The sequence below is a fragment of the Streptomyces sp. NPDC001852 genome (assembly GCF_042891825.1).
In the GTDB taxonomy this organism is placed as follows: domain Bacteria; phylum Actinomycetota; class Actinomycetes; order Streptomycetales; family Streptomycetaceae; genus Streptomyces.
Genome location: NZ_JBIATN010000009.1, coordinates 104,874 through 124,318, shown reverse-complemented (window position 1 = coordinate 124,318; position 19,445 = coordinate 104,874). Strand labels below are relative to the sequence as shown.

The 19,445-nt window shown below is 73.4% G+C and carries 16 protein-coding genes; 10 read left to right on the top strand and 6 right to left on the bottom strand.

Going from position 1 to position 19,445, the window contains the following annotated elements; genetic code table 11:
- Positions 1 to 57: 57 nt before the first annotated feature.
- The 4 genes from ACFYZB_RS17600 (at position 58) to sucD (ending at position 5,757) form a co-directional block, all read left to right on the top strand.
- Complete coding sequence (locus tag ACFYZB_RS17600; protein ID WP_388759252.1) at positions 58 to 927, top strand: hypothetical protein; 870 nt, start codon at positions 58 to 60, stop codon at positions 925 to 927.
- Positions 928 to 1,151: 224 nt separating this feature from the next.
- Complete coding sequence (locus ACFYZB_RS17595) at positions 1,152 to 3,239, top strand: hypothetical protein (RefSeq protein ID WP_388759250.1); 2,088 nt, start codon at positions 1,152 to 1,154, stop codon at positions 3,237 to 3,239.
- A gap of 426 nt (positions 3,240 to 3,665) precedes the next feature.
- On the top strand, positions 3,666 to 4,844 hold the full coding sequence (gene sucC, locus ACFYZB_RS17590) for an ADP-forming succinate--CoA ligase subunit beta (RefSeq protein WP_388759248.1): 1,179 nt from the start codon (positions 3,666 to 3,668) through the stop codon (positions 4,842 to 4,844).
- 28 nt (positions 4,845 to 4,872) lie between these two features.
- Positions 4,873 to 5,757: a succinate--CoA ligase subunit alpha gene (gene sucD, locus ACFYZB_RS17585; RefSeq protein ID WP_351210561.1), complete on the top strand. Its 885-nt coding sequence runs from the start codon at positions 4,873 to 4,875 to the stop codon at positions 5,755 to 5,757.
- Positions 5,758 to 5,885: 128 nt separating this feature from the next.
- Here the strand turns inward: sucD and ACFYZB_RS17580 are convergent, their stop codons facing one another.
- Entirely contained in the window at positions 5,886 to 6,821 is a 936-nt protein-coding gene (locus tag ACFYZB_RS17580) for an RNA polymerase sigma factor (RefSeq protein WP_388759246.1), read from the bottom strand.
- A gap of 96 nt (positions 6,822 to 6,917) precedes the next feature.
- Here ACFYZB_RS17580 and ACFYZB_RS17575 point away from each other — a divergent pair, with 96 nt between their 5' ends.
- Positions 6,918 to 8,873 carry a DUF6350 family protein gene (locus ACFYZB_RS17575; RefSeq protein WP_388759245.1) on the top strand — a complete coding sequence of 652 codons (1,956 nt, stop codon included), beginning with the start codon at positions 6,918 to 6,920 and terminating at the stop codon, positions 8,871 to 8,873.
- A 45-nt stretch (positions 8,874 to 8,918) separates the two neighbouring features.
- On the opposite strand, the gene ACFYZB_RS17570 is transcribed toward ACFYZB_RS17575, so the two are convergent.
- Positions 8,919 to 9,743, bottom strand: a complete 825-nt coding sequence (locus tag ACFYZB_RS17570; RefSeq protein ID WP_388759243.1) for a hypothetical protein — start codon at positions 9,741 to 9,743, stop codon at positions 8,919 to 8,921.
- Positions 9,744 to 10,060: 317 nt separating this feature from the next.
- On the opposite strand from ACFYZB_RS17570, the gene purN reads away from it, so the two are divergent.
- Together purN and purH are read left to right on the top strand one after the other, a co-directional pair.
- Positions 10,061 to 10,699 (top strand): phosphoribosylglycinamide formyltransferase, encoded by a 639-nt coding sequence (gene purN, locus ACFYZB_RS17565; protein ID WP_388759241.1) that lies wholly within the window; start codon positions 10,061 to 10,063, stop codon positions 10,697 to 10,699.
- On the top strand, positions 10,696 to 12,264 hold the full coding sequence (gene purH, locus ACFYZB_RS17560; RefSeq protein ID WP_388759239.1) for a bifunctional phosphoribosylaminoimidazolecarboxamide formyltransferase/IMP cyclohydrolase: 1,569 nt from the start codon (positions 10,696 to 10,698) through the stop codon (positions 12,262 to 12,264). Before purN ends, purH begins: the two co-directional genes overlap by 4 nt.
- A 71-nt stretch (positions 12,265 to 12,335) precedes the next feature.
- Here the strand turns inward: purH and ACFYZB_RS17555 are convergent, their stop codons facing one another.
- From ACFYZB_RS17555 to ACFYZB_RS17540, 4 genes are all read right to left on the bottom strand, one after another.
- The gene (locus ACFYZB_RS17555) at positions 12,336 to 12,806 is read right to left on the bottom strand and encodes a hypothetical protein (protein WP_388759237.1); all 471 of its coding nucleotides are present in this window, start codon (positions 12,804 to 12,806) and stop codon (positions 12,336 to 12,338) included.
- A gap of 82 nt (positions 12,807 to 12,888) precedes the next feature.
- Positions 12,889 to 14,421, bottom strand: a complete 1,533-nt coding sequence (locus ACFYZB_RS17550) for a serine/threonine protein kinase (RefSeq protein WP_388759235.1) — start codon at positions 14,419 to 14,421, stop codon at positions 12,889 to 12,891.
- On the bottom strand, positions 14,418 to 15,167 hold the full coding sequence (locus ACFYZB_RS17545; protein ID WP_388759233.1) for an FHA domain-containing protein: 750 nt from the start codon (positions 15,165 to 15,167) through the stop codon (positions 14,418 to 14,420). The genes ACFYZB_RS17550 and ACFYZB_RS17545 overlap by 4 nt, the downstream gene beginning before the upstream one ends.
- Before the next feature lie 152 nt (positions 15,168 to 15,319).
- Positions 15,320 to 15,958 (bottom strand): hypothetical protein, encoded by a 639-nt coding sequence (locus tag ACFYZB_RS17540; protein WP_351210579.1) that lies wholly within the window; start codon positions 15,956 to 15,958, stop codon positions 15,320 to 15,322.
- Positions 15,959 to 16,220: 262 nt separating this feature from the next.
- On the opposite strand from ACFYZB_RS17540, the gene ACFYZB_RS17535 reads away from it, so the two are divergent.
- From ACFYZB_RS17535 to ACFYZB_RS17525, 3 genes are all read left to right on the top strand, one after another.
- Positions 16,221 to 17,075, top strand: coding sequence for a bifunctional methylenetetrahydrofolate dehydrogenase/methenyltetrahydrofolate cyclohydrolase (locus ACFYZB_RS17535; protein WP_351210581.1), 855 nt, complete (start codon positions 16,221 to 16,223; stop codon positions 17,073 to 17,075).
- Complete coding sequence (locus ACFYZB_RS17530; RefSeq protein WP_388759230.1) at positions 17,065 to 17,559, top strand: DUF3017 domain-containing protein; 495 nt, start codon at positions 17,065 to 17,067, stop codon at positions 17,557 to 17,559. Before ACFYZB_RS17535 ends, ACFYZB_RS17530 begins: the two co-directional genes overlap by 11 nt.
- 272 nt (positions 17,560 to 17,831) lie before the next feature.
- The gene (locus ACFYZB_RS17525; RefSeq protein ID WP_388759228.1) at positions 17,832 to 19,241 is read left to right on the top strand and encodes a DUF2690 domain-containing protein; all 1,410 of its coding nucleotides are present in this window, start codon (positions 17,832 to 17,834) and stop codon (positions 19,239 to 19,241) included.
- The last annotated feature ends 204 nt before the right edge of the window (positions 19,242 to 19,445 follow it).

Sequence of the window (19,445 nt, the reverse complement as noted above, 5' to 3'; positions counted from 1 at the left end):
GCGGTCTCCGGCGTGCCGTGCAAGGATCGGCGGAGCCCGTGTCGTACCGAGCCGAGGATGTCCAGCTCCTTGACCTTCCCAGCAGCCCTCCTTGGTACCACCGTGCGCGTGCTGCGTACGGCGGCCGGGCGGCGTGCGCTCCAACTGGCGCTGCTGGTCGGCGGACTGTTCGCGCTGGGTTTCCTCTGCGGCGAACAGGCGCACGCGGCCGACGGGACCCCGGTACCGGCGCAAGCGGCATCGGCTGCGCCGCCGGTGTCGGCTGCACCGCCGGTGTCGGCTGCACCGGCCGTACAGACCGTCCGCACGGCCACCGAACGGGCTGCCGCCCAGGTCCACTCCGCCGGCGAACGGGCCGTCACTCCCGTACGCGACGTGCTCAGCACCGTTTCCCGGACCGTCGGGACCGCGGTTGTCCAGGCCGTGGTCGACAAGCCCCGGGCCTCGGCGCCCTCCCTGCCGCTGCCCGACCTCGGTGACGTCGCGGACTCGCCCGTCCGGTTGACGCCGGGGCCGAAGTCCGCGGTGCCCGGCCCGCAGAAGCACATCGGTACGGCGGCGCCCGCTCCGGCGAAGCGGGAGCAGGACCAGTGGCCCGCCCGCGCCCAGGTCCGTACGGCCGTCGGCGCACCCGCGCCGGTCGCCGTGTACGGCCCGCAGGCCGCCCCCGTGCCGCAGTCCGTGGCGCACACCTTCGCGCACCACACCTCCACCCTGGGCGTCCCCGGCCGGCCGGCGCCCCCCGGGGACCCCGACGGTGTGCTCGGCAAGCAGGCAGCCGACGGCAGTTCCTTCCGCCACGGTGACGCGCACGCCGTCACCCTCGACGACCGGGCGCCCCTGTGGCTCGCGCCCGGCGCCGCCGCGCGCGTCGACGCGCCCCGCACCCGGGACCGGCACCGGGACATCCCCGTCTTCCCCGGCTAGGCAGCAGGGTCGACCTCCCCGCCGCGGACCTGTCGCGCGGGGGCGGAGCAGGTCTGCCCCTCCGTCCGGACCCTCCAGCGATCGGCGCTGTCGAGCGCGGTCGGCCGCCGAAGCGTTCACCGCGACCGGCGTTCAGCCGTCTCCGGACGTCCCCCTAGCCGATTCCCATCGACTCCAGTCGTTTCCGGCCACTTCAGGCCATTCCAAAGGACTTGACGCACGCAATGAACAAGAACATCCGTCGTTCGATCGTGATAGCCGCCGGTGTCACTGGTGCGTGGGCGCTCAGCTCGGCCGTCGCCAGCGCGGACGAGCTGTCCGACACCTCCGTCTCCGTGCCGGACGCGGGCACCGACAGTGTCGCCGGAACGGTCGACGGCGTCCTCTCCGGCGTCCACGACACCGTCTCCGGCGTCCAGAACACCGTCCAGAACACCGTCAAGGACACCGTCTCCGGACTGACCGGCACGGCCGGCTCGGCCACCCCGGCCCCCTCCTCCACCTCGCTCACCTCGACGGCGTCCACCGCCACCGGCACAGCCGACCAGGCCCGCCGTTACGTCGACGCCAAGGTCCCGGCCGCCGCGAAGATCCGGGGCGCGGAGGCCGTCAAGGGCGCTCAGGCGGCCCGCAGGGCGCGGGCGCACGTCCAGGCCGACAGCACGCACGTCGACAGCACGCGCCTCGACGGCCGCATCGCCCATGCGGCCCATGCCGCCGACCCGGCCGCGCACGCCGCCGCGACCGCGACCCGGGCCATCGCCCACGGCACTGTCCAGGACGAGATCGACTACCTCTTCGGTCCGCTGTCCTCCTTCGCGCCCGAGGTGGAGGAGGCCCTGGCGGCCGCCCAGACCAAGCTCCAGGCCACCCAGGCGGCCACCCGCCTGAAGGCGCAGGGTGTCGAGGGCGCCGTACGGACGACGGCGCAGCAGACCGTCGCGGCGGCGCAGGGCAGGACCGCCGGTGCCGCGAGCGCCGTGAGCGGCACGGCGGCCGGGGCGACCGGCGCGGCCGAGGCCTCCGTCGCCGGTGTGCCCGCGCATGTCACCGGTACGGCCACGGGCGCCGGGCAGCGGGTCGTCGGCACGGTCCGGGCCGTGCCCGGCGCGGTCACTCCGGTGGTGGACGAGACGACGGCCGCCGCCGTTCCACCGGTGGCCTCCGCGGCGGTGCACGGCGCGGTGCCGCTCGCCGGCCGGGCTGTGCCGGGCGTACAGGGCACGGCCGGGCATGCGGCGGCGGGCGGGTACGGGACCGTCCAGCAGACCGTCTCCGCCGTGCACGGGGTCGCCGGGGGTGCGGTCTCCGGGGCGCAGGGCGTCGCCGGGGGCGCGGTGTCGGGGGCGTACGGGACCGCCGAGGCCGCCGTGTCGGGTGTGTACGGGACCGTCGCGGGCGCGGTGTCGGGGGCGTACGGAACCGTCGCCGGCGTCGCCCCCGGTGCGTACGGGACGGCCGGGGACGCCGCGTCCGGGGTGCACGGGGTCGCCGCGGGTGCCCTCGGCGATGTGCGGCCGGTGGCGGCAGAGGTGACGGCTTACGCGGGCGGGCCGGCCGGGCAGGTCGCGCAGGACGCCACGGACGCGGTGCTGCCGCCGGTGGCCTCCGGGGCCGTGCACGGGGTCGTACCGGTCGCCGGGCAGGCCGTCACGGACTCCGGCGCCCTCGGTCACGGCGTGGCCGGTGACGTCCAGCCCTTCGCGGGCGCCGTCCTCGGCGCCGTACCCCCGCTCGCGCACGGTGTGACCACGCGGACCGGAGCCTTCGCCGAGGGCGTCACCGCCCAGGTGCCGTCCTTCACGGCCGGGGTCACCGGCGCGACGACGCCGCTCACCGGCACCGCCACGTCCACGGTCTCGCAGACCGCGCTCACCGCCACGGGCACCGTGCATGAGGCGGCCGGTACCGCCACCGGCACCGTGGACCGCGCGACCGCGACCGTCACCGGAGCCGTGTACGAGGCGACCGGGACCGTGGCGCCCGTGGCCGGGCGGGTGACCGGGACCGTGCTGCCGGTCGGCGACGGGGCCGGCGGTAGCGCCGTCGGTCTGGCCCACGGCGTCGCGGGCGAGGCCGGGCCCTTCGCGGCCGGGGTCACCGGTGCGGCCGCGCCGGTCGTCCAGCAGGCCGGAGGGTTCGCCGGGAACGTCCACGGCACGGTCCGGGACGCCGGGGGCTCGCTCGCCGGTCACGCCGTCGACGGGGGCCGAGGGGCCGCCCGTACGGCCGTACCGACGTACCTCCAGGACTTCCAGGACCACGGGTACGGCGTGCGGGACGCCGCACCGGGAATCGGGTACCAGGGCTGAGTGCCCCGAACAGCTCCGCGGGGTGTCCGGACCCGGACGGCCGAATGCCGTCGGCCCGTCCGGCCGGGGCCCTGCGGCCCGGGCGGGTGGTCCCCATTGGGGTGGGGATCAACCGCCCCGGCCCCGGCGCCACCGGGGTCGCCCCAGAGGCCTCACCGGGTCAACCCCAGCCCGGTGAGGCCTCGCAGATCACTTCGATTGCGGCACGGCGTGTCAGGAAACCCGGCATCATGTGACAGGTATCACCGCTCGTGTGTGACCCTCGATTTAGGGAGCCCCCGCAAGCGGCGATAACCTGCGAGACGGACATGCCGCGCGCTCGGACACCGTGTGCGCCCCCCTTGTGACAAGCGGACGTCACGTTGCCCTTCGCGGCACGCCCACGCATCCAACGAACCGCGAGATCACTGATAGGGACGGAAGCGCGTGGACCTGTTCGAGTACCAGGCGAGGGACCTCTTCGCCAAGCACGATGTACCGGTGCTGGCCGGTGAAGTCATCGACACGCCTGAGGCGGCGCGCGAGATCACCGAGCGTCTGGGCGGCAAGTCCGTCGTCAAGGCGCAGGTGAAGGTCGGTGGTCGCGGCAAGGCCGGTGGCGTCAAGCTGGCCGCCTCCGCGGACGAGGCCGTCGCCCGCGCGACGGACATCCTCGGCATGGACATCAAGGGCCACACGGTCCACAAGGTCATGATCGCCGAGACCGCTCCGGAGATCCTCGAGGAGTACTACGTCTCCTTCCTCCTCGACCGTGCCAACCGCACCTTCCTCTCCATCGCCTCCGTCGAGGGCGGCATGGAGATCGAGGAGGTGGCGGCCACCCGTCCGGAGGCCGTCGCCAAGACGGCGATCGACCCGATCGACGGTGTGGACGAGGCCAAGGCCCGCGAGATCGTCGCGGCCGCCAAGTTCCCGGCCGAGGTCGCCGACAAGGTCGCGAACGTCCTCGTCAAGCTGTGGGACACCTTCATCAAGGAGGACGCCCTCCTGGTCGAGGTCAACCCGCTGGCCAAGGTCGCCTCCGGCGACGTCATCGCCCTCGACGGCAAGGTGTCGCTCGACGACAACGCCGAGTTCCGTCACCCCGACTTCGAGGAGCTCCACGACAAGGCCGCGGCCAACCCGCTCGAGGCCGCCGCCAAGGAGAAGAACCTCAACTACGTCAAGCTCGACGGCGAGGTCGGCATCATCGGCAACGGCGCCGGTCTCGTCATGAGCACCCTGGACGTCGTCGCGTACGCCGGTGAGAAGCACGGTGGCGTCAAGCCCGCCAACTTCCTGGACATCGGCGGTGGCGCCTCCGCCCAGGTCATGGCGAACGGCCTGGAGATCATCCTGGGCGACCCGGACGTCAAGTCCGTCTTCGTCAACGTCTTCGGTGGCATCACCGCCTGTGACGAGGTCGCCAACGGCATCGTGCAGGCCCTGAAGCTCCTGGAGGACCGCGGCGAGAAGGTCGAGAAGCCGCTCGTCGTCCGCCTCGACGGCAACAACGCCGAGCTGGGCCGGAAGATCCTCACCGACGCCAACCACCCGCTGGTGCAGCGCGTCGACACCATGGACGGCGCGGCCGACAAGGCCGCCGAGCTGGCCGCCGCCAAGTAAGCACTCAGGACGAGGACACCAACACACCATGGCTATCTGGCTCAACAAGGACAGCAAGGTCATCGTCCAGGGCATGACCGGCGCCACCGGCATGAAGCACACCAAGCTCATGCTCGGTGACGGCACGAACGTCGTGGGCGGCGTGAACCCGCGCAAGGCCGGCACCACCGTGGACTTCGACGGCACCGAGGTACCCGTCTTCGGCACCGTCGAGGAGGCCATCAAGGCCACCGGCGCCAACGTCTCCGTCATCTTCGTGCCGGAGAAGTTCACCAAGGACGCGGTCGTCGAGGCCATCGACGCCGAGATCCCGCTGGCCGTCGTGATCACCGAGGGCATCGCCGTGCACGACACGGCGTCCTTCTGGGCGTACGCCGGCAAGAAGGGCAACAAGACTCGCATCATCGGCCCGAACTGCCCCGGCATCATCACCCCGGGCCAGTCGAACGTCGGCATCATCCCGGGCGACATCACCAAGCCGGGCCGCATCGGCCTGGTCTCGAAGTCCGGCACGCTGACGTACCAGATGATGTACGAGCTCCGTGACATCGGCTTCTCGACGGCCGTCGGCATCGGTGGCGACCCGATCATCGGCTCCACCCACATCGACGCCCTGGCCGCGTTCCAGGACGACCCGGAGACCGAGCTGATCGTGATGATCGGTGAGATCGGTGGTGACGCCGAGGAGCGTGCGGCCGCGTTCATCAAGGAGAACGTGACCAAGCCGGTCGTCGGCTACGTCGCGGGCTTCACGGCGCCCGAGGGCAAGACCATGGGTCACGCCGGCGCCATCGTCTCCGGCTCCTCCGGCACCGCACAGGCCAAGAAGGAGGCCCTGGAGGCCGCGGGCGTCAAGGTCGGCAAGACCCCGACCGAGACGGCGAAGCTGGCCCGCGAGGTTCTGGGCGGCTGAGCTCCTTGATGCCGCTCGGCTTCTGAGCTGAACGTCGGTGGGCCCGTTCCCGGGTGGGGGCGGGCCCACCGGCGTTTGCGCTCGCCGCGCCGGGTGGGTGCAGCAGTGCCCGGCGGACGGATCTCCGCTCATCTCGCCAACGGCGCGAACCTCTCCGGCCCCCTCGCGGCAGCCCCCCGCAACTTCTCCCGCAACGCCTGTTGTTCCCGCGACAGCGGCCCCATCACCCCCGCCGGCGGAACCCCCTGCACCGCCTGCGCCGGGGCGAGCGGCGCCTCGTAGTGCGTCGGTGCCGACCGCAGCGTGAGCGTCGTAGCGCCGATGATCGTCACCGTGAACGCGATCGCCGCCCGCGTCCAGAGCACGTTCCGCCGTTCGCCCTCCCGCCGCACCGGCTCCGGCCGGGCCGCGCGCAGCCGCTCCGCCGAGGCCAGCACCAGCAGCCGGCGATGCAGCTCGGCGGGGTCGGCCAGCTCCGGCAGCCGCGCGGCCAGCGCCTCGCGGGCGTGGGTCAGCCGGTTCGCGGCGGCCGGTGTGCTCGCCTCCGTCTCCGCCGCCGTCTCCGGCAGGTCGAGGCCCACACCGTCGCACAGGACGAGCGTGCGCCGGTACGCCGGCGGCAGCTCGAGCAGGGCGCACAGCAGCGCCCGGTCGGCGGGGTCGGCGGGCGGTGGCTCCGGGTGGCGGTACCGGGGACGGAAGCGGTGCCACGGCGAGAGCGCGCAGTCGTACGCGGCCGCCCGTACCCAGCCGCCCGGATCGCGGTCCCGGGCCACTTCGGGCCAGCGCTGCCAGGCCAGCTGGAAGGCCCGCTCCACTGCCTCGCGGGCCAGCTCCCGGCGCCCGGTGAGCAGATAGGTCTGGCGTACGAGGGCGGCGGCGCAGAACTCGTACAGCTCGTCGAAGGCCTGGGCGGGCATCAGGGGATCAGCGGTGACGGCCGGGGGCGTCCCCCGGCTCACCTCCCGCGCGGCCATCTGAGCCCGCGTCAGCGACCGGGAATGGCGCAGGCGTCGGCGTTCCTCCGGCGGTGGCGGCGCACTGGCGGCGCCCTGCGTCGTCACGGTGCACCCTTACGTACGAAAAAGCACATAAAAGTATCTTGAGCGACACTACCGACGTTTGCCTGTTACGACCGGAATGCGGGTGTCGTTGGGAGCATGGCGTGCGTGATCCTGATGACCGTTCGCCGACCCTCGCTGACGCCCCTGCTGACCCGGATGCGGGACCGTGAGCCCGGACTGGCCGCGAGCCTGCTGGGCGGCGCCGTCGCGGCCGGACTCGGCTTCGCCTCGTTCGCCGCACTGCTGATGGTGCTGTGGGTCAGCTCGCCGTACCCCGACAGCGGTCCGGGCGGCGCGCTGCACGTCGCCGGCGCGCTGTGGCTGCTGGCCCACGGCGTCGAGCTGGTCCGCACCGACACGCTCTCCGGCACACCCATGCCGGTGGGCGTGACGCCCTTGTTGCTGCTGGTGTTGCCCGTGTGGCTGGTGTACCGGGCGGCCAGGGACGCGGTGGACGCGCCCGCCGACGCCGACGGCCCGCCGCCGGTGCCGGCGCGCACGGTGTGGACGGGGGTCGTCCTCGGCTACCTCGGCGTCGGCGGCGCGGTCGCGCTGTACTGCTCGGGCGGCGAACTGCGGCCCGCGTGGTTCTGGGTGACGGTCTGTCTGCCATTGGTCGCGGCCACCTCGGCGGCGGCCGGGGTCTGGTCGGCGTACGGCCGCCCGAGCGAGCCGGTGCTCAAGGCGCTGGAGGTGTTGCCGGGGCCGGTACGGCGGCTGGTGTTCGGCGAGGACGCACACGCCCGGCTGGGTACGGCCGTACGGGCCACCGGTGCCGCCACCGCGGTGTTCTTCGGCGGCGGGGCGCTGGCGCTCGGGGTGTCGCTGGTGTGGCACGGCGGCGCGGCGCGGGCGTCCTTCCTCCAGCTGACGGAGGGGTGGACGGGCCGGTTCGCGGTGCTGCTGCTCGGCATCGCGCTGATCCCCAACGCGGCGGTGTGGGCCGCGTCCTACGCCCTCGGCCCCGGTTTCCTGCTCGGCGCCGGGCATGTGGTGCAGCCCTTCGCCTCCGACCCGGCCCCGCTGCTGCCGCCGTTCCCCCTGCTGGCGGCGGTGCCGGACGCCGGCGCCGGAACCGTGCCGAACTGGGTGCCGGGGCTGGTGCCGGTGGCGGCCGGGATGACGGCGGGGTGGTTCGTGGCGCGCGGGGCCGTGCGAGAGCCGGAGCCGGGCGCACCGGCGTCGGCCCGCTGGTCGGCCGTCCGCACCGCCGGGACGGTGCTGCTGACGGCGACGCTCTGCGCGGCGGCCCTCGCCCTGCTCGCCGCCCTGGCCGGAGGTCCGCTGGGCGTGTCCGCGCTGGCCCGCTTCGGACCGGTGTGGTGGCAGACCGGGGGAGCGGCGGGGGCGTGGACGGCGCTGGCCGGTATGCCGGTGGCGCTGATCGTACGGGTCTGGCGGCTGTGGCGCGGGCGCGCGCGGGGCGGGGAGATCCCGACGCAGGGGGCGGGGGCGGTGACGGTGACGGGGACCTCCGGGAGCGGACGGGAGCGGGAGAAGACACCGGACCCGGCGAAGGCGCAGGGGGAGACCACCGCCAAGGGCAAGGGGGCGGAGCCGGACGACGGGGCAGCCATCGGCGGCACCGGCAAGGCCAAGGAGCCGGGCAAGGGCAAGGAGTCCGGCAAGGACCCGGGCAAGGGCAGGACGCCCGCCCCTCGACCGGAGTCGGCCGTGCCCGACGAAGACGAGCTGTACGACTTCCTCCCGGCCGACGACGCGTTCCCCCAGGACTGGCACGACGACCTCGCCCGGGCCTCACGCTGGGCGGCCCTGCGCGAGGAGGCCGCCTCCCGCGACCTGCCCAGCCCCGTGGCCCCTTCGATGCCCCCTGCGGAGCCCTCGGCCCCTGCGGAGTCACCATCGGCCGAGGAGCCGACGCCCGCTGCGGAGTCCATGCCCCCGGCCGGGCCGATGCCCCCCGCAGACCCGTCGGCCCACGCGCAGCCGACGTCCCCGCCCGAGCCTCGGCCGGACCACGCCGACCCGTCACCCACCGACCCGGCACCCGGCACCTCGAACCCCGGCACCTCGAACCCCGGCACCCCCTGACGCCGCGCCGCTCACCGGATGTGTCGGCGTGCCCCGGGCGGGGCCTCAGCTGTTCCCGACGCCCAGAACGCCGCGCAGCTCCTTCGGCAGCAACTGGTCGCAGGACTGTTTCGCCTCGTGGGTGAGGGCGTCGTTCACACAGGTGTAGTAGTCGCGGTAGACGAACTGGATCGTGAAGGTCGAGGCGACCAGGACCAGGGCCAGGGACGCGGTGATCAGGCCGCCGATGGCCGCGGTCACCTGGGGTCGGCCCGCCCCCGGCGGAGGGGCCGGGGTGTCCGGGTCGGGCGTGCGGGGCTTGGCGCGCAGTGCGCTGCCGCCCCAGTACAGGGCCAGCGCGCCCAGCAGCAGGGCCACGTACGGCCAGCTGAACAGGGCGAAGAAGACGCTCCACATGCCGGACAGGAGGGCGTAACGGGCGCGGCGCTGGACCGGGTCTGTCGGGTCCCAGCGCATGCCGCCGGGGCCGGCCGGTCCGCCCGGGCCCTGGGGTGCGCCCCCGGGCCGCTCGCCGAAGCCGCCGGGGGAGCGCCCGGGCTGGCGGTCGCTCCACTGGCTGCCCCACGGGGAGTCGCCCCCGGAACCGGACCCATGACCGGACCCCTGGGAGCCCTCGGGGTGCCGCGGCTGCCAGGGCCGGTCCGGCGTGCCCTCGGGCGGCGGCGCGAACGGATTGTCGTCCTGCGGCCCGGCGCCCCGTGCGTCACCGCCTGTGCTGCCCTGTCCGCGCTGCCCGCCCTCTGCGTCCTGCCCGCCCCGGGAGGCCTCCGGCGGCGAGGTCGGCCGCTCTCGCAGCAGCACGGTGCCACGCTCGCCTCCCAGGGCCGGGCTCGGAGGGAACGTGAGGACTCGCAGGCTGCGATCGGGCATCAAAAGAGCGTCTTCCCCTAGGTGAATACGGCTGCGCGCACGGCTGTCCGATACGGGCTTCCACTCCGACAACGCACCGTACGACGACCGCGTTCCCGAGGCTGCCCTTCGTGATCCTTGCGTGATTCCCTGCGAACGCTACCTTCCGGCCACACCCCCGTCCCGTGGGGGCCCTTCCCGTGTGCCGGTATCGTTGCTGACGGTCGGCCGCTTCGTAGACTTCCCTGTATCGAGGGGTGCAACGCATTCGTACGAATGTCCAAAGCGAGGTGCGAAGCGCGGACCGGAACCGTCGCCACCCGAGAAAGGGCCCCATCGTGGCCGCCACCCCCGCCGGCCCAGCGGCCAAGCGCCTCGTCGTGCTGGTCTCCGGATCCGGCACCAACCTGCAGGCGCTCCTGGACGAGATCGAGCGCACCGGGGCCGAGCGGTACGGCGCCCGGATCGTCGCCGTAGGGGCCGACCGCGCCGGCATCGAGGGGCTCGCCCGCGCCGAGCGCGCCGGGCTGCCGACCTTCGTGTGCAGGGTCAAGGACCACGCGAGCCGTGAGGAGTGGGACGCCGCCCTCGCCGAGGCCGTGGCCGGGTACGAGCCGGACCTCGTGGTCTCCGCCGGGTTCATGAAGATCGTGGGGAAGGAGTTCCTCGCGCGCTTCGGCGGGCGGTTCGTGAACACGCACCCCGCCCTGCTGCCCAGTTTTCCCGGGGCCCACGGCGTCCGCGACGCGCTCGCGTACGGCGCCAAGGTCACCGGCTGCACCGTCCACTTCGTCGACGACGGCGTCGACACCGGCCCGATCATCGCCCAGGGCGTGGTCGAGATCCGGGACGAGGACGACGAGAGCGCGCTGCACGAGCGCATCAAGGAAGTCGAGCGAAGGCTGCTCGTCGAGGTCGTGGGGCGGATCGCCCGCAACGGCTATCGCATTGAGGGACGAAAGGTAGTTATCCAGTGACCGCCACCGCCGAGAGCACCAAGCGGCCCATTCGCCGGGCGCTCGTCAGCGTCTACGACAAGACCGGGCTGGAAGACCTCGCGCGCGGGCTGCACGAGGCCGGTGTCGAGCTCGTCTCCACCGGGTCCACGGCCGGCCGGATCGCCGCCGCCGGCGTCCCCGTCACCAAGGTCGAGGAGCTGACCGGCTTCCCCGAGTGCCTGGACGGCCGGGTGAAGACGCTGCACCCGAGGGTGCACGCGGGCATCCTCGCCGACCTGCGGCTGGAGAGCCACCGCGAGCAGATCGCCGAGCTCGGCGTGGAGCCGTTCGACCTCGTCGTCGTCAACCTCTACCCCTTCCGCGAGACCGTCGCCTCGGGCGCGAGCGACGACGAGTGCGTCGAGCAGATCGACATCGGCGGCCCGTCCATGGTCCGCGCCGCCGCCAAGAACCACCCCTCCGTGGCCGTGGTCACCAGCCCCGAGCGGTACGCCGACGTGCTCGCGGCCGTCCAGGGCGGCGGCTTCGACCTCGCCGCCCGCAGGCGCCTGGCCGCCGAGGCGTTCCAGCACACCGCCGCCTACGACGTGGCCGTCGCCTCCTGGTTCGCCTCCTCCTACGCGCCGGTCGACGACTCGCAGTTCCCCGACTTCCTCGGCGCCACCTACGAGCGCAAGAACACCCTGCGCTACGGCGAGAACCCGCACCAGCCGGCCGCCCTGTACGTCGACGGCACTGGCGGACTCGCGGACGCCGAGCAGCTGCACGGCAAGGAGATGTCGTACAACAACTACACGGACACGGACGCCGCCCGCCGTGCCGCGTACGACCACGACGAGCCGTGCGTCGCGATCATCAAGCACGCCAACCCCTGCGGCATCGCGGTGGGTTCGGACGTCGCCGAGGCGCACCGCAAGGCGCACGCCTGCGACCCGGTCTCCGCGTACGGCGGTGTCATCGCCGTCAACCGGCCGGTGAGCCGGGAGATGGCCGAGCAGGTCGCGGAGATCTTCACCGAGGTCATCGTCGCCCCGGACTACGAGGAGGGGGCCCTGGAGGCTCTCGCCAGGAAGAAGAACATCCGCGTCCTGAAGGCCCCGGGCGCGCCCTGCAACCGGGTCGAGGCCAAGCAGGTCGACGGCGGTGTCCTGCTCCAGGTCACCGACCGGCTCCAGGCCGAGGGCGACGACCCGGCGGGCTGGACGCTGGCGTCGGGCGAGGCGCTGAGCGCCGACGAGCTCAAGGAGCTCGCCTTCGCCTGGAAGGCCTGCCGCGCGGTGAAGTCCAACGCGATCCTGCTCGCCAGGGACGGCGCCTCGGTCGGCGTCGGCATGGGCCAGGTCAACCGCGTCGACTCCTGCAAGCTGGCCGTCGAGCGGGCCGGTGAGGAGCGGGCGCGCGGCTCCTACGCCGCCTCCGACGCGTTCTTCCCCTTCCCCGACGGGCCGGAGATCCTCATCGCCGCCGGTGTCCGGGCGATCGTCCAGCCGGGCGGCTCGATCCGCGACGAGCAGGTCGTCGAGGCCGCCAAGAAGGCGGGCGTGACCATGTACTTCACGGGCACGCGCCACTTCTTCCACTGAGCACCTGACACGAGTGACGGCCTCCGGCCCTCCCCCGAGGGAGCCGGAGGCCGTCGGCCTTGCCGGGTCGGTCAGCAGGGACGCAGGGAGTAGATCGGGTCCCAGTTCGCCGTGCCGGCCTCGTACGCCGTCGACGTCCAGCGGGTGCTGCCGTCCTGGTTGTAGAAGCCGGCGACCGTGCCCGGCGTCTGGTTGTTGGTGAACGGGCCGTCCCCGGTCCAGTTGTTCACGGTCCAGGTCTGGCACTTGTAGAAGTCGAACTTGGTGCCCTTGACGACCATGCACAGGTGGCCGTAGGCGCAGTCCAGGTCCTTGGCGGAGACCTTGCCCCGCGGCGCCTTGGTGAGGGTCAGGCCGTCGTACCTGACCTGGTCGGCGGAGGCGGAGAGGGCCTTCGGGTGGCCCGCGAGGACCTGGTCGGCGACCTGCTGGACGCCGGTGACCCGGGTGCCGTCCGGTGCGGCGGCGGTGGCCGCCACCGTGGAGCCGGCGAGCAGGGCGGTGGCCGCGACGAGCAGCGCGGCGGGCTTGACGATGTTCACTGTTCCCCCATGTGAACGAGTGGTTCGGTGGTTCCACCGTCCCAGCCGCGCCCCGTCCGCCGGTACCTCGGACGTCTGAGGGTCACTTCTTTCCCGGAGGCGTGTACTCCTTGAGGTAGTGGGCGACACGGGCGCAGTAGTCGCGGTACTTCGGGGGAACTCCGCCCGTGTCGTTCACTTTCGAGTACGACGTCCGGTAGGCGGCGGCGAGCAGCACCCGCTTGTCGCCGGGCAGGCCGGACTTCAGGCTGGGCGCCATGAAGCAGAGGTAGCGGCCCATGGCCGGGATGGAGACGGAGGGCGTGAGGGGCGGGGTGGGCGTCGCCGACGCGGGGACGCCGTCGTCGCGCATGTACCAGCGCAGGACGGCGGGGGTCCAGCGGGCGATGCCGTACTCGTGCTTGGCCGGGTCGGAGAGGTTCGGGTCGAAATTGCTCTCGGCCTTCAGCATCGCCGCGACGAGCGCGGGGGTGACGTCGGATCCGGGGCAGGCGTGGGCGGAGTCGACGATGAGCTTTCGGTACTGCACCGGGACGCCCTTGTCCGTGCGGAGTTCGGAGGCGCCGTAGGTGGCCACGCTCTTGTCGTCGGTGCCGCCGGCAACCGTCCAGGTGCTGATGCCGTACCCCAGGGCCGCCACGGCGGCGGTGGCGGCCGCGGCGCCCGCGATGACCGTCCGCCGGCGTCCGTGCCGCGGCAGCAGCCGGGGCAGGCGCGGCGAGCGGTCCGAGCCGGCGGCCGCCTCGACGCGGCGCAGCAGCGTCTCGGTGGTGATGCGTGCCTCGTGCGTCCGGGCCAGGCAGTCCCGCACGATCTCCCGCCAGGCGTCCGGGAGTTCGGGCGACAGGCGCAGTTCGTCGGTGCCGCGCGCATAGGCGGCGGCCGCGTCGCGGCGGGCCGTCGGGGTGGCGCCGGACAGCGGGAAGGAGCCGGTGAGGACGAGGTGGGCGAGCACACCGAAGGCCCAGACGTCGGCGGACGGGCGGATGCGCCGGCCGCGCTCGCCGATCTCGGCCCACAGCAGCTCGGGCGGGGTGTAGTCGGGGGTGGAGAAGGCCGGGGTGTAGGCGTGGGTGCCCTCCAGTTCGGCGGCCATGTTGAAGTCCGCGAGCCGCGCCGAACCGTCCGCCATCAGCAGCACGTTGGCCGGTTTCAGGTCCCCGTGCACCCAGCCCGCCCGGTGCAGCTGGGCCAGTCCCTCGCCGACCTGGGCGAGCAGGGCGGGCCCGGCGTCCGGGCGCGGCGCGGCGGCGAGCAGCGCGGACAGGGAGCCCTCGGCCCGCTCCAGGACGAGGACGGTGGCGCCGTCGAGTTCGGGGCGGCCGGGGTCGTCGACGACGAGCGACTCGTACATCCGGATCAGCCGCGGCCGGCGCAGCCGCCGGTGCAGGTCGATCTCGCGCTCGATGAGGTCGCGCAGATGGGCCAGTTGGCGCGGGGTGCCGGTGCCGGTGGGCAGGAACTTCAGCGCGGCGGCGGTGGGCAGCCCCGCGGTGCCGCCGGTGCGCCGGCCCGCGTACACGCTGCCGAAGGCGCCCGTCGCGATCGGCTCGCGCACCTCCCAGGCGCCGACCCGGTAGCCCTTCGGCACCGGAACGGCGTACGGCTCGGTCACCGGGCCGTACGGCCCGCGTCGACGGCGGCCAGGACGACCAGGTCGTCCTCCCGCACGAGGTCGAAGCGGAGCGCCAGGGAGACCATGGACTCCTTCTTGCCGTTGAGGCGGGGACCGGTGTCCGCGGTCTCCGGGCCGGGCTTGAGCCGCAGCTTCACGGCCAGGTAGTCGATGTTCCACTGCACCGAGGCGCGCGAGGCGGCGGGCCAGGCGGGGCGCAGCCGGTCGACGACCTGGTCGACCGTGGGCAGCGGCGCGTGCGGATCGCCGCGCAGCCGCGGTTCGCACAGGGCGGCCAGGACGGCGAAGTAGCGCTTGGTGCGGTCGACGGAGAAGGCGGGCGCCGTGGTGTCGCCGTCCGGCCCGGCCCCCCGCCGCAGATAGTCGTGGCGCGGCGCCCAGACCTCGATCGTCAGCAGGTCCCCGGCGGCGGGCAGCACGATCCGTGAGAACTCGAAGGGGACGGGCGCGTCGAGCCGGCCGGGGCCGACCTTGATGTGCTCGCCGGCGCCCTCGGGGTTCTCCACCACGTAGGTCTGCCGCGCGGACAGGTTGCTCAGTATCCAGAACGCGCCCTGGGCGCTGAGTTCGCCGGCCCGGCGGGAGACCCCGTCGTGCGGGATCGTCAGATCGTTGCCGGACGCCCGCCCGAAGCTGAGGCGTTCGCCGGGTGCGAGCCGGATCTGGGTGATGTGGTCCTGTCGGTCCTCCGGGGTCGGTGGAGGTACGACGATGATGCTGTACAAGGTGCGTCTCCCCGTGCCTGACGGCCACCCCGGCCGGGTCTGGCTACCCCGGTCAGCCTAGGGGGACACACCAGGGCCGTGCCTCCCCCTGGACGGGTGAGACACGGCCCTCGGCGTTGAATGGCGCGAACTGTTCCGTCGCGCGGGGTGGTTCAGTAGCGGGGGCGGTTGAACCAGGCCGTACCGCTCGGCACGACCGGGGCCGCGGTGATGACGGCCGCGAACACCACCCAGATCAGCGGGAAGATCACCGCCGAGGCGAGACCGGAGTCCATGCCCGCGAAGAGCCCGATCAGGCCGAGGACACCGCCGAGCGCGCCGTAGACCACCGTCGTGATGCGCACGCCCTGACCGCCGCGGCCGAACTTCACGCCCAGCGTGATGGACAGCGCCGCCAGACCCAGCGCGATCAGCGCGATGAACACGATCAGGCCCGCGGCCATGTGACCGCCGTTACCGATCGTGTTGAACGGGTTGTTGCTGGACGAGTTGCCCAGATCGTCCGCCTTGTTCGAGACGTCGTTGACGAAGGCCGCGACGTACAGCCAGATAAGGCCGACAATGATCTGCACAGCGGAGATGAGGTACAGGAAGACCCGTGCCGTCACGAGCAGCCCCGGCATCGACTGCGGCATCATGTTGCCGCCCGGGTAACCGGGGTAGGCGGGCTGCTGCGGGTAGCCGTAGGCCTGCGGAGGGGCGGGCGGCTGCTGCGGGTAGCCGTAACCGGGCGCGGCCGGCGGCTGCTGCGGCGGCGGGCCGTAGGGATTGTTCGGGTCGCCAAAGCTCATGGCGGTCTTCCTCCGTTGGTCCAAGTGCGGGGACGACGCGCGGCAACGGTTCGGAGGAGAGTTCTACAGATGCGGTCCGTCCCCCCGGCACTGCCCGCGGCACTGTAGTGCTCATCGTTCTTTAGGTCGGTCTTACTTGTCCAGCCGGAAACGTGAGGTGTTGTGCAAGTGCAACATCGCTGATCATGCTGTGACATAGCGGGGACGGGCGTCGGGGTACCCGGATTGGAACCGGGGGCGGGTCATCCGCGAGGATGGGGGCATGACCGCCCAGATTCTCGATGGCAAGGCCACCGCAGCCGCGATCAAGTCCGATCTGACCGCCCGCGTGGCGGCGCTGAAGGAGAAGGGCGTCACGCCCGGCCTCGGCACGATCCTGGTCGGGGACGACCCCGGCAGCCAGAAGTACGTCGCCGGCAAGCACCGCGACTGCGCGCAGGTCGGCATCGCCTCCATCCAGCGCGAGCTGCCGGGCACCGCCACCCAGGAGGAGATCGAGGCGGTCGTACGGGAGCTGAACGAGGACCCGGCCTGCACCGGCTACATCGTCCAGCTGCCGCTGCCCAAGGGCATCGACGAGAACCGCATCCTGGAGCTGATGGATCCGGCCAAGGACGCGGACGGCCTGCACCCGATGAACCTCGGCCGCCTGGTCCTGAACGAGCCGGCCCCGCTGCCCTGCACCCCCAACGGCATCCTCTCCCTGCTGCGCGCGCACGGCGTGGAGATCAAGGGCGCCGAGGTGGTGGTCGTCGGCCGTGGTGTCACCATCGGCCGGCCCATGCCGCTGCTGCTCACCCGGCGCAGCGAGAACGCCACCGTGACCCAGTGCCACACCGGCACCCGCGAGCTGTCCGCCCACCTGAAGCGGGCCGACATCATCATCGCCGCGGCCGGCGCCCCGCACCTGATCCGCCCCGAGGACGTCAAGCCGGGCGCCGCCGTCCTGGACGTCGGTGTCTCCCGCAACGCCGAGGGCAAGATCGTGGGGGACGTCCACCCGGACGTCGTCGAGGTGGCCGGCTGGATCTCTCCGAACCCCGGCGGTGTGGGCCCGATGACCCGGGCGCAGCTGCTGGTCAACGTGGTCGAGGCGGCGGAGCGCAGTGCCGGCTGAGGAGGCCCGCGCGGGGGCGGTCACCCGCGGAGCACAGAGCACGGGGGCGGTCACCCGCGGGGCGCACAGCGCCGAGGAGCGTCCGGAGCGGACCACCCGCCGCTTCCCGCGGATCACCAGGGACACCGCCCGGCCCGAGGGCGGCGGCCGGGCGGCGTCCGGTGACGCCCCGGCACCGGCGCGGCAGTGGCCCCTGCTGGTGGTGCTCGGCGGGGTCGCGTGCGGCCTGCTGCTGACCGCCCTCGACGTGTTCCGCGCCGGCACCCTGCTGATCGGCGCGGCCCTGCTGGCCGGCGGGGTCATGCGCTGGATACTCCCGAGCGTCGGCATGCTCGCCGTACGCTCCCGCTTCACGGACATCGCCACCTACGGCATCCTCGGCCTCGCGATCGTCCTGCTGGCGATGATGGCGCAGCCGCATCCATGGCTGCAGATACCGTTCCTGAAGGATCTCCTGCACGTCACGCTCAGCAGCAACAGGTAGCCGACCACGCAGCGCGTGCCTTGACGGTACGGCGGTTCGCCCCCACCCCCGAAGAGGGGCGAACCGCCGTCCGTGAACACCCTTCCGCCCGTGAACCTCCTGTTCAACGGCTGTCCTTGCGCTGTGGCACGGAAGTGACCGTTCCGCTACGGTGCCGGCGCGCGCCGTCCATGCCCCCGCGCGCCCCCACTCCGGGAACTGGGATCCACAGGCAGGGCATCCTTATGGGTAGCCAGGACGGGGAAGGCCGGGGGGAGAGCAGGGGGGAAGCGATGCCTCGTTGGAAAGACCTGCCAGAGGAACTGGATCCGCAGATCAGGGAGTTCACCGAGCAGATGCGGCGGCTGGTGGACCGCAGCGGCCTGAGCGTCGCCGCGCTCGCGGACCGCACGGGCTACAGCAAGACGTCCTGGGAGCGTTACCTGGGCGGCCGGCTCCTCGCACCCAAGGGCGCGATCGTCGCGCTCGCCGAGGTCACCGGCACCAACCCGGTGCATCTGACCACGATGTGGGAGCTGGCCGAACGCGCCTGGAGCCGGGCCGAGATGCGGCACGACCGCACCATGGAGGCGATCCGCATCTCCCAGGCGCGCGCCGCGCTGGGGGAGTTCGGCGCGGCGGAGGCGACCGGCGGCCCCTCCGGCGGATCCGGCGCGTCCGGCCGCAAGGGTGCCGGCGCGGCCATGGGGATCGCCGGCCCGGCCGGCGTCTCCCCGACCATCCCCACCCAGCCGACGGCCCCCGAGGCCGACGCACGGGAGGAGACGGGGCGCGACCGGGGCGCCGGGCGTGGTGGGACCGACGGCCGTGATCGGGCCTACGGGTCCGGTGGCGGATCGGCCGACGGTTCCGGCCGTGGTCCGGGCGGGGGTCCGGGGCGCGATGCGGACGCGGACCCGGGTCGTGGCACGGGCGACGGCGGGGGACCGGGTACGGCTGACGGCGGTGGGACCTCGGGCGGCAACTCCTGGGGTCTGGCCGGGTATCAGGGCCCCTCCAGGGCGAGCGCCCCTCCTGGCACCGGGGTGCGCGCGGGGGACGGCGTCACTGCCGCGAACGGTGCGCGGCCCGCCGGCTCGCCCGAGGGTCCCCGCTGGATCCCGACCGTCCCGAACCCGTACGACGGCCGGCCGCAGGAGCCTCTTCCCGCTGGGGGCGCCCCCTCCGGGGAGGGCACCCCGGCCCCGGGGAACGCCGGCCGGCAGCGGGTGATCATGTTCCTCGCGGGGCTCGTCGGCGTGCTCGTCGTCATCGGCGCCGTCTTCTTCCTCACCGATCGGAGCGGTACGAAGCACGGGAACGCCAAGCCGCCGTCCCCGAGCGCCAGCACGCACGTGACGCCGCCGCCCGGGGTCAAGTGCGCCGGCTCCGCCTGCGACGGCAAGGACGCCGAGGCCATGGGGTGCAGCGGCGACCTGGTGACCACCGCCAAGACCGCCACCATCGGCACGACCATCCTGGAGGTCCGCTACAGCAAGGCCTGCGGCACCGCCTGGGGCCGCATCACCGGCGCCGCCCAGGGCGACAAGGTCCAGGTCACCGCCGGGAAGGCCCGGCAGTCCGGCGAGACCTCCGGAGTCGGCGACACCATCGCCTACACCCCGATGGTCGCCGTGAAGAACGCGGCAGAGGCCAAGGCCTGCGCGACACTGGCGTCCGGGCGCACGGGGTGCACCAAGTAGGCCGCACGCGGAGCCGACGGCCGGTGCCGGGCGGCCCGCCGGCGCCTGGGACGCCCCGGGTGGTGGCGGGCGAGCGCTCCGGACAGGCGCCGAGGCGCGGTGAGCCGGGCGGGCGTCCGGGGGACCCGGACAGGGCGGACGGGGCACGGCACAACGGGCTTACGGCGGCGCGTCGTACCGGCGCAGTGCAGCGGGCGTGGGGCG

What these genes read in the sequence shown, in the direction of transcription:
- ACFYZB_RS17600 (WP_388759252.1), top strand. Translation starts at nt 58, where the DNA reads ATGTCCAGCTCCTTGACCTTCCCAGCAGCCCTCCTTGGTACCACCGTG.
- ACFYZB_RS17595 (WP_388759250.1), top strand. Translation starts at nt 1,152, where the DNA reads ATGAACAAGAACATCCGTCGTTCGATCGTGATAGCCGCCGGTGTCACT.
- sucD (WP_351210561.1), top strand. Translation starts at nt 4,873, where the DNA reads ATGGCTATCTGGCTCAACAAGGACAGCAAGGTCATCGTCCAGGGCATG.
- ACFYZB_RS17575 (WP_388759245.1), top strand. Translation starts at nt 6,918, where the DNA reads ATGGCGTGCGTGATCCTGATGACCGTTCGCCGACCCTCGCTGACGCCC.
- ACFYZB_RS17570 (WP_388759243.1), bottom strand. Translation starts at nt 9,743, where the DNA reads ATGCCCGATCGCAGCCTGCGAGTCCTCACGTTCCCTCCGAGCCCGGCC.
- ACFYZB_RS17540 (WP_351210579.1), bottom strand. Translation starts at nt 15,958, where the DNA reads ATGAGCTTTGGCGACCCGAACAATCCCTACGGCCCGCCGCCGCAGCAG.
- ACFYZB_RS17535 (WP_351210581.1), top strand. Translation starts at nt 16,221, where the DNA reads ATGACCGCCCAGATTCTCGATGGCAAGGCCACCGCAGCCGCGATCAAG.
- ACFYZB_RS17525 (WP_388759228.1), top strand. Translation starts at nt 17,832, where the DNA reads ATGCCTCGTTGGAAAGACCTGCCAGAGGAACTGGATCCGCAGATCAGG.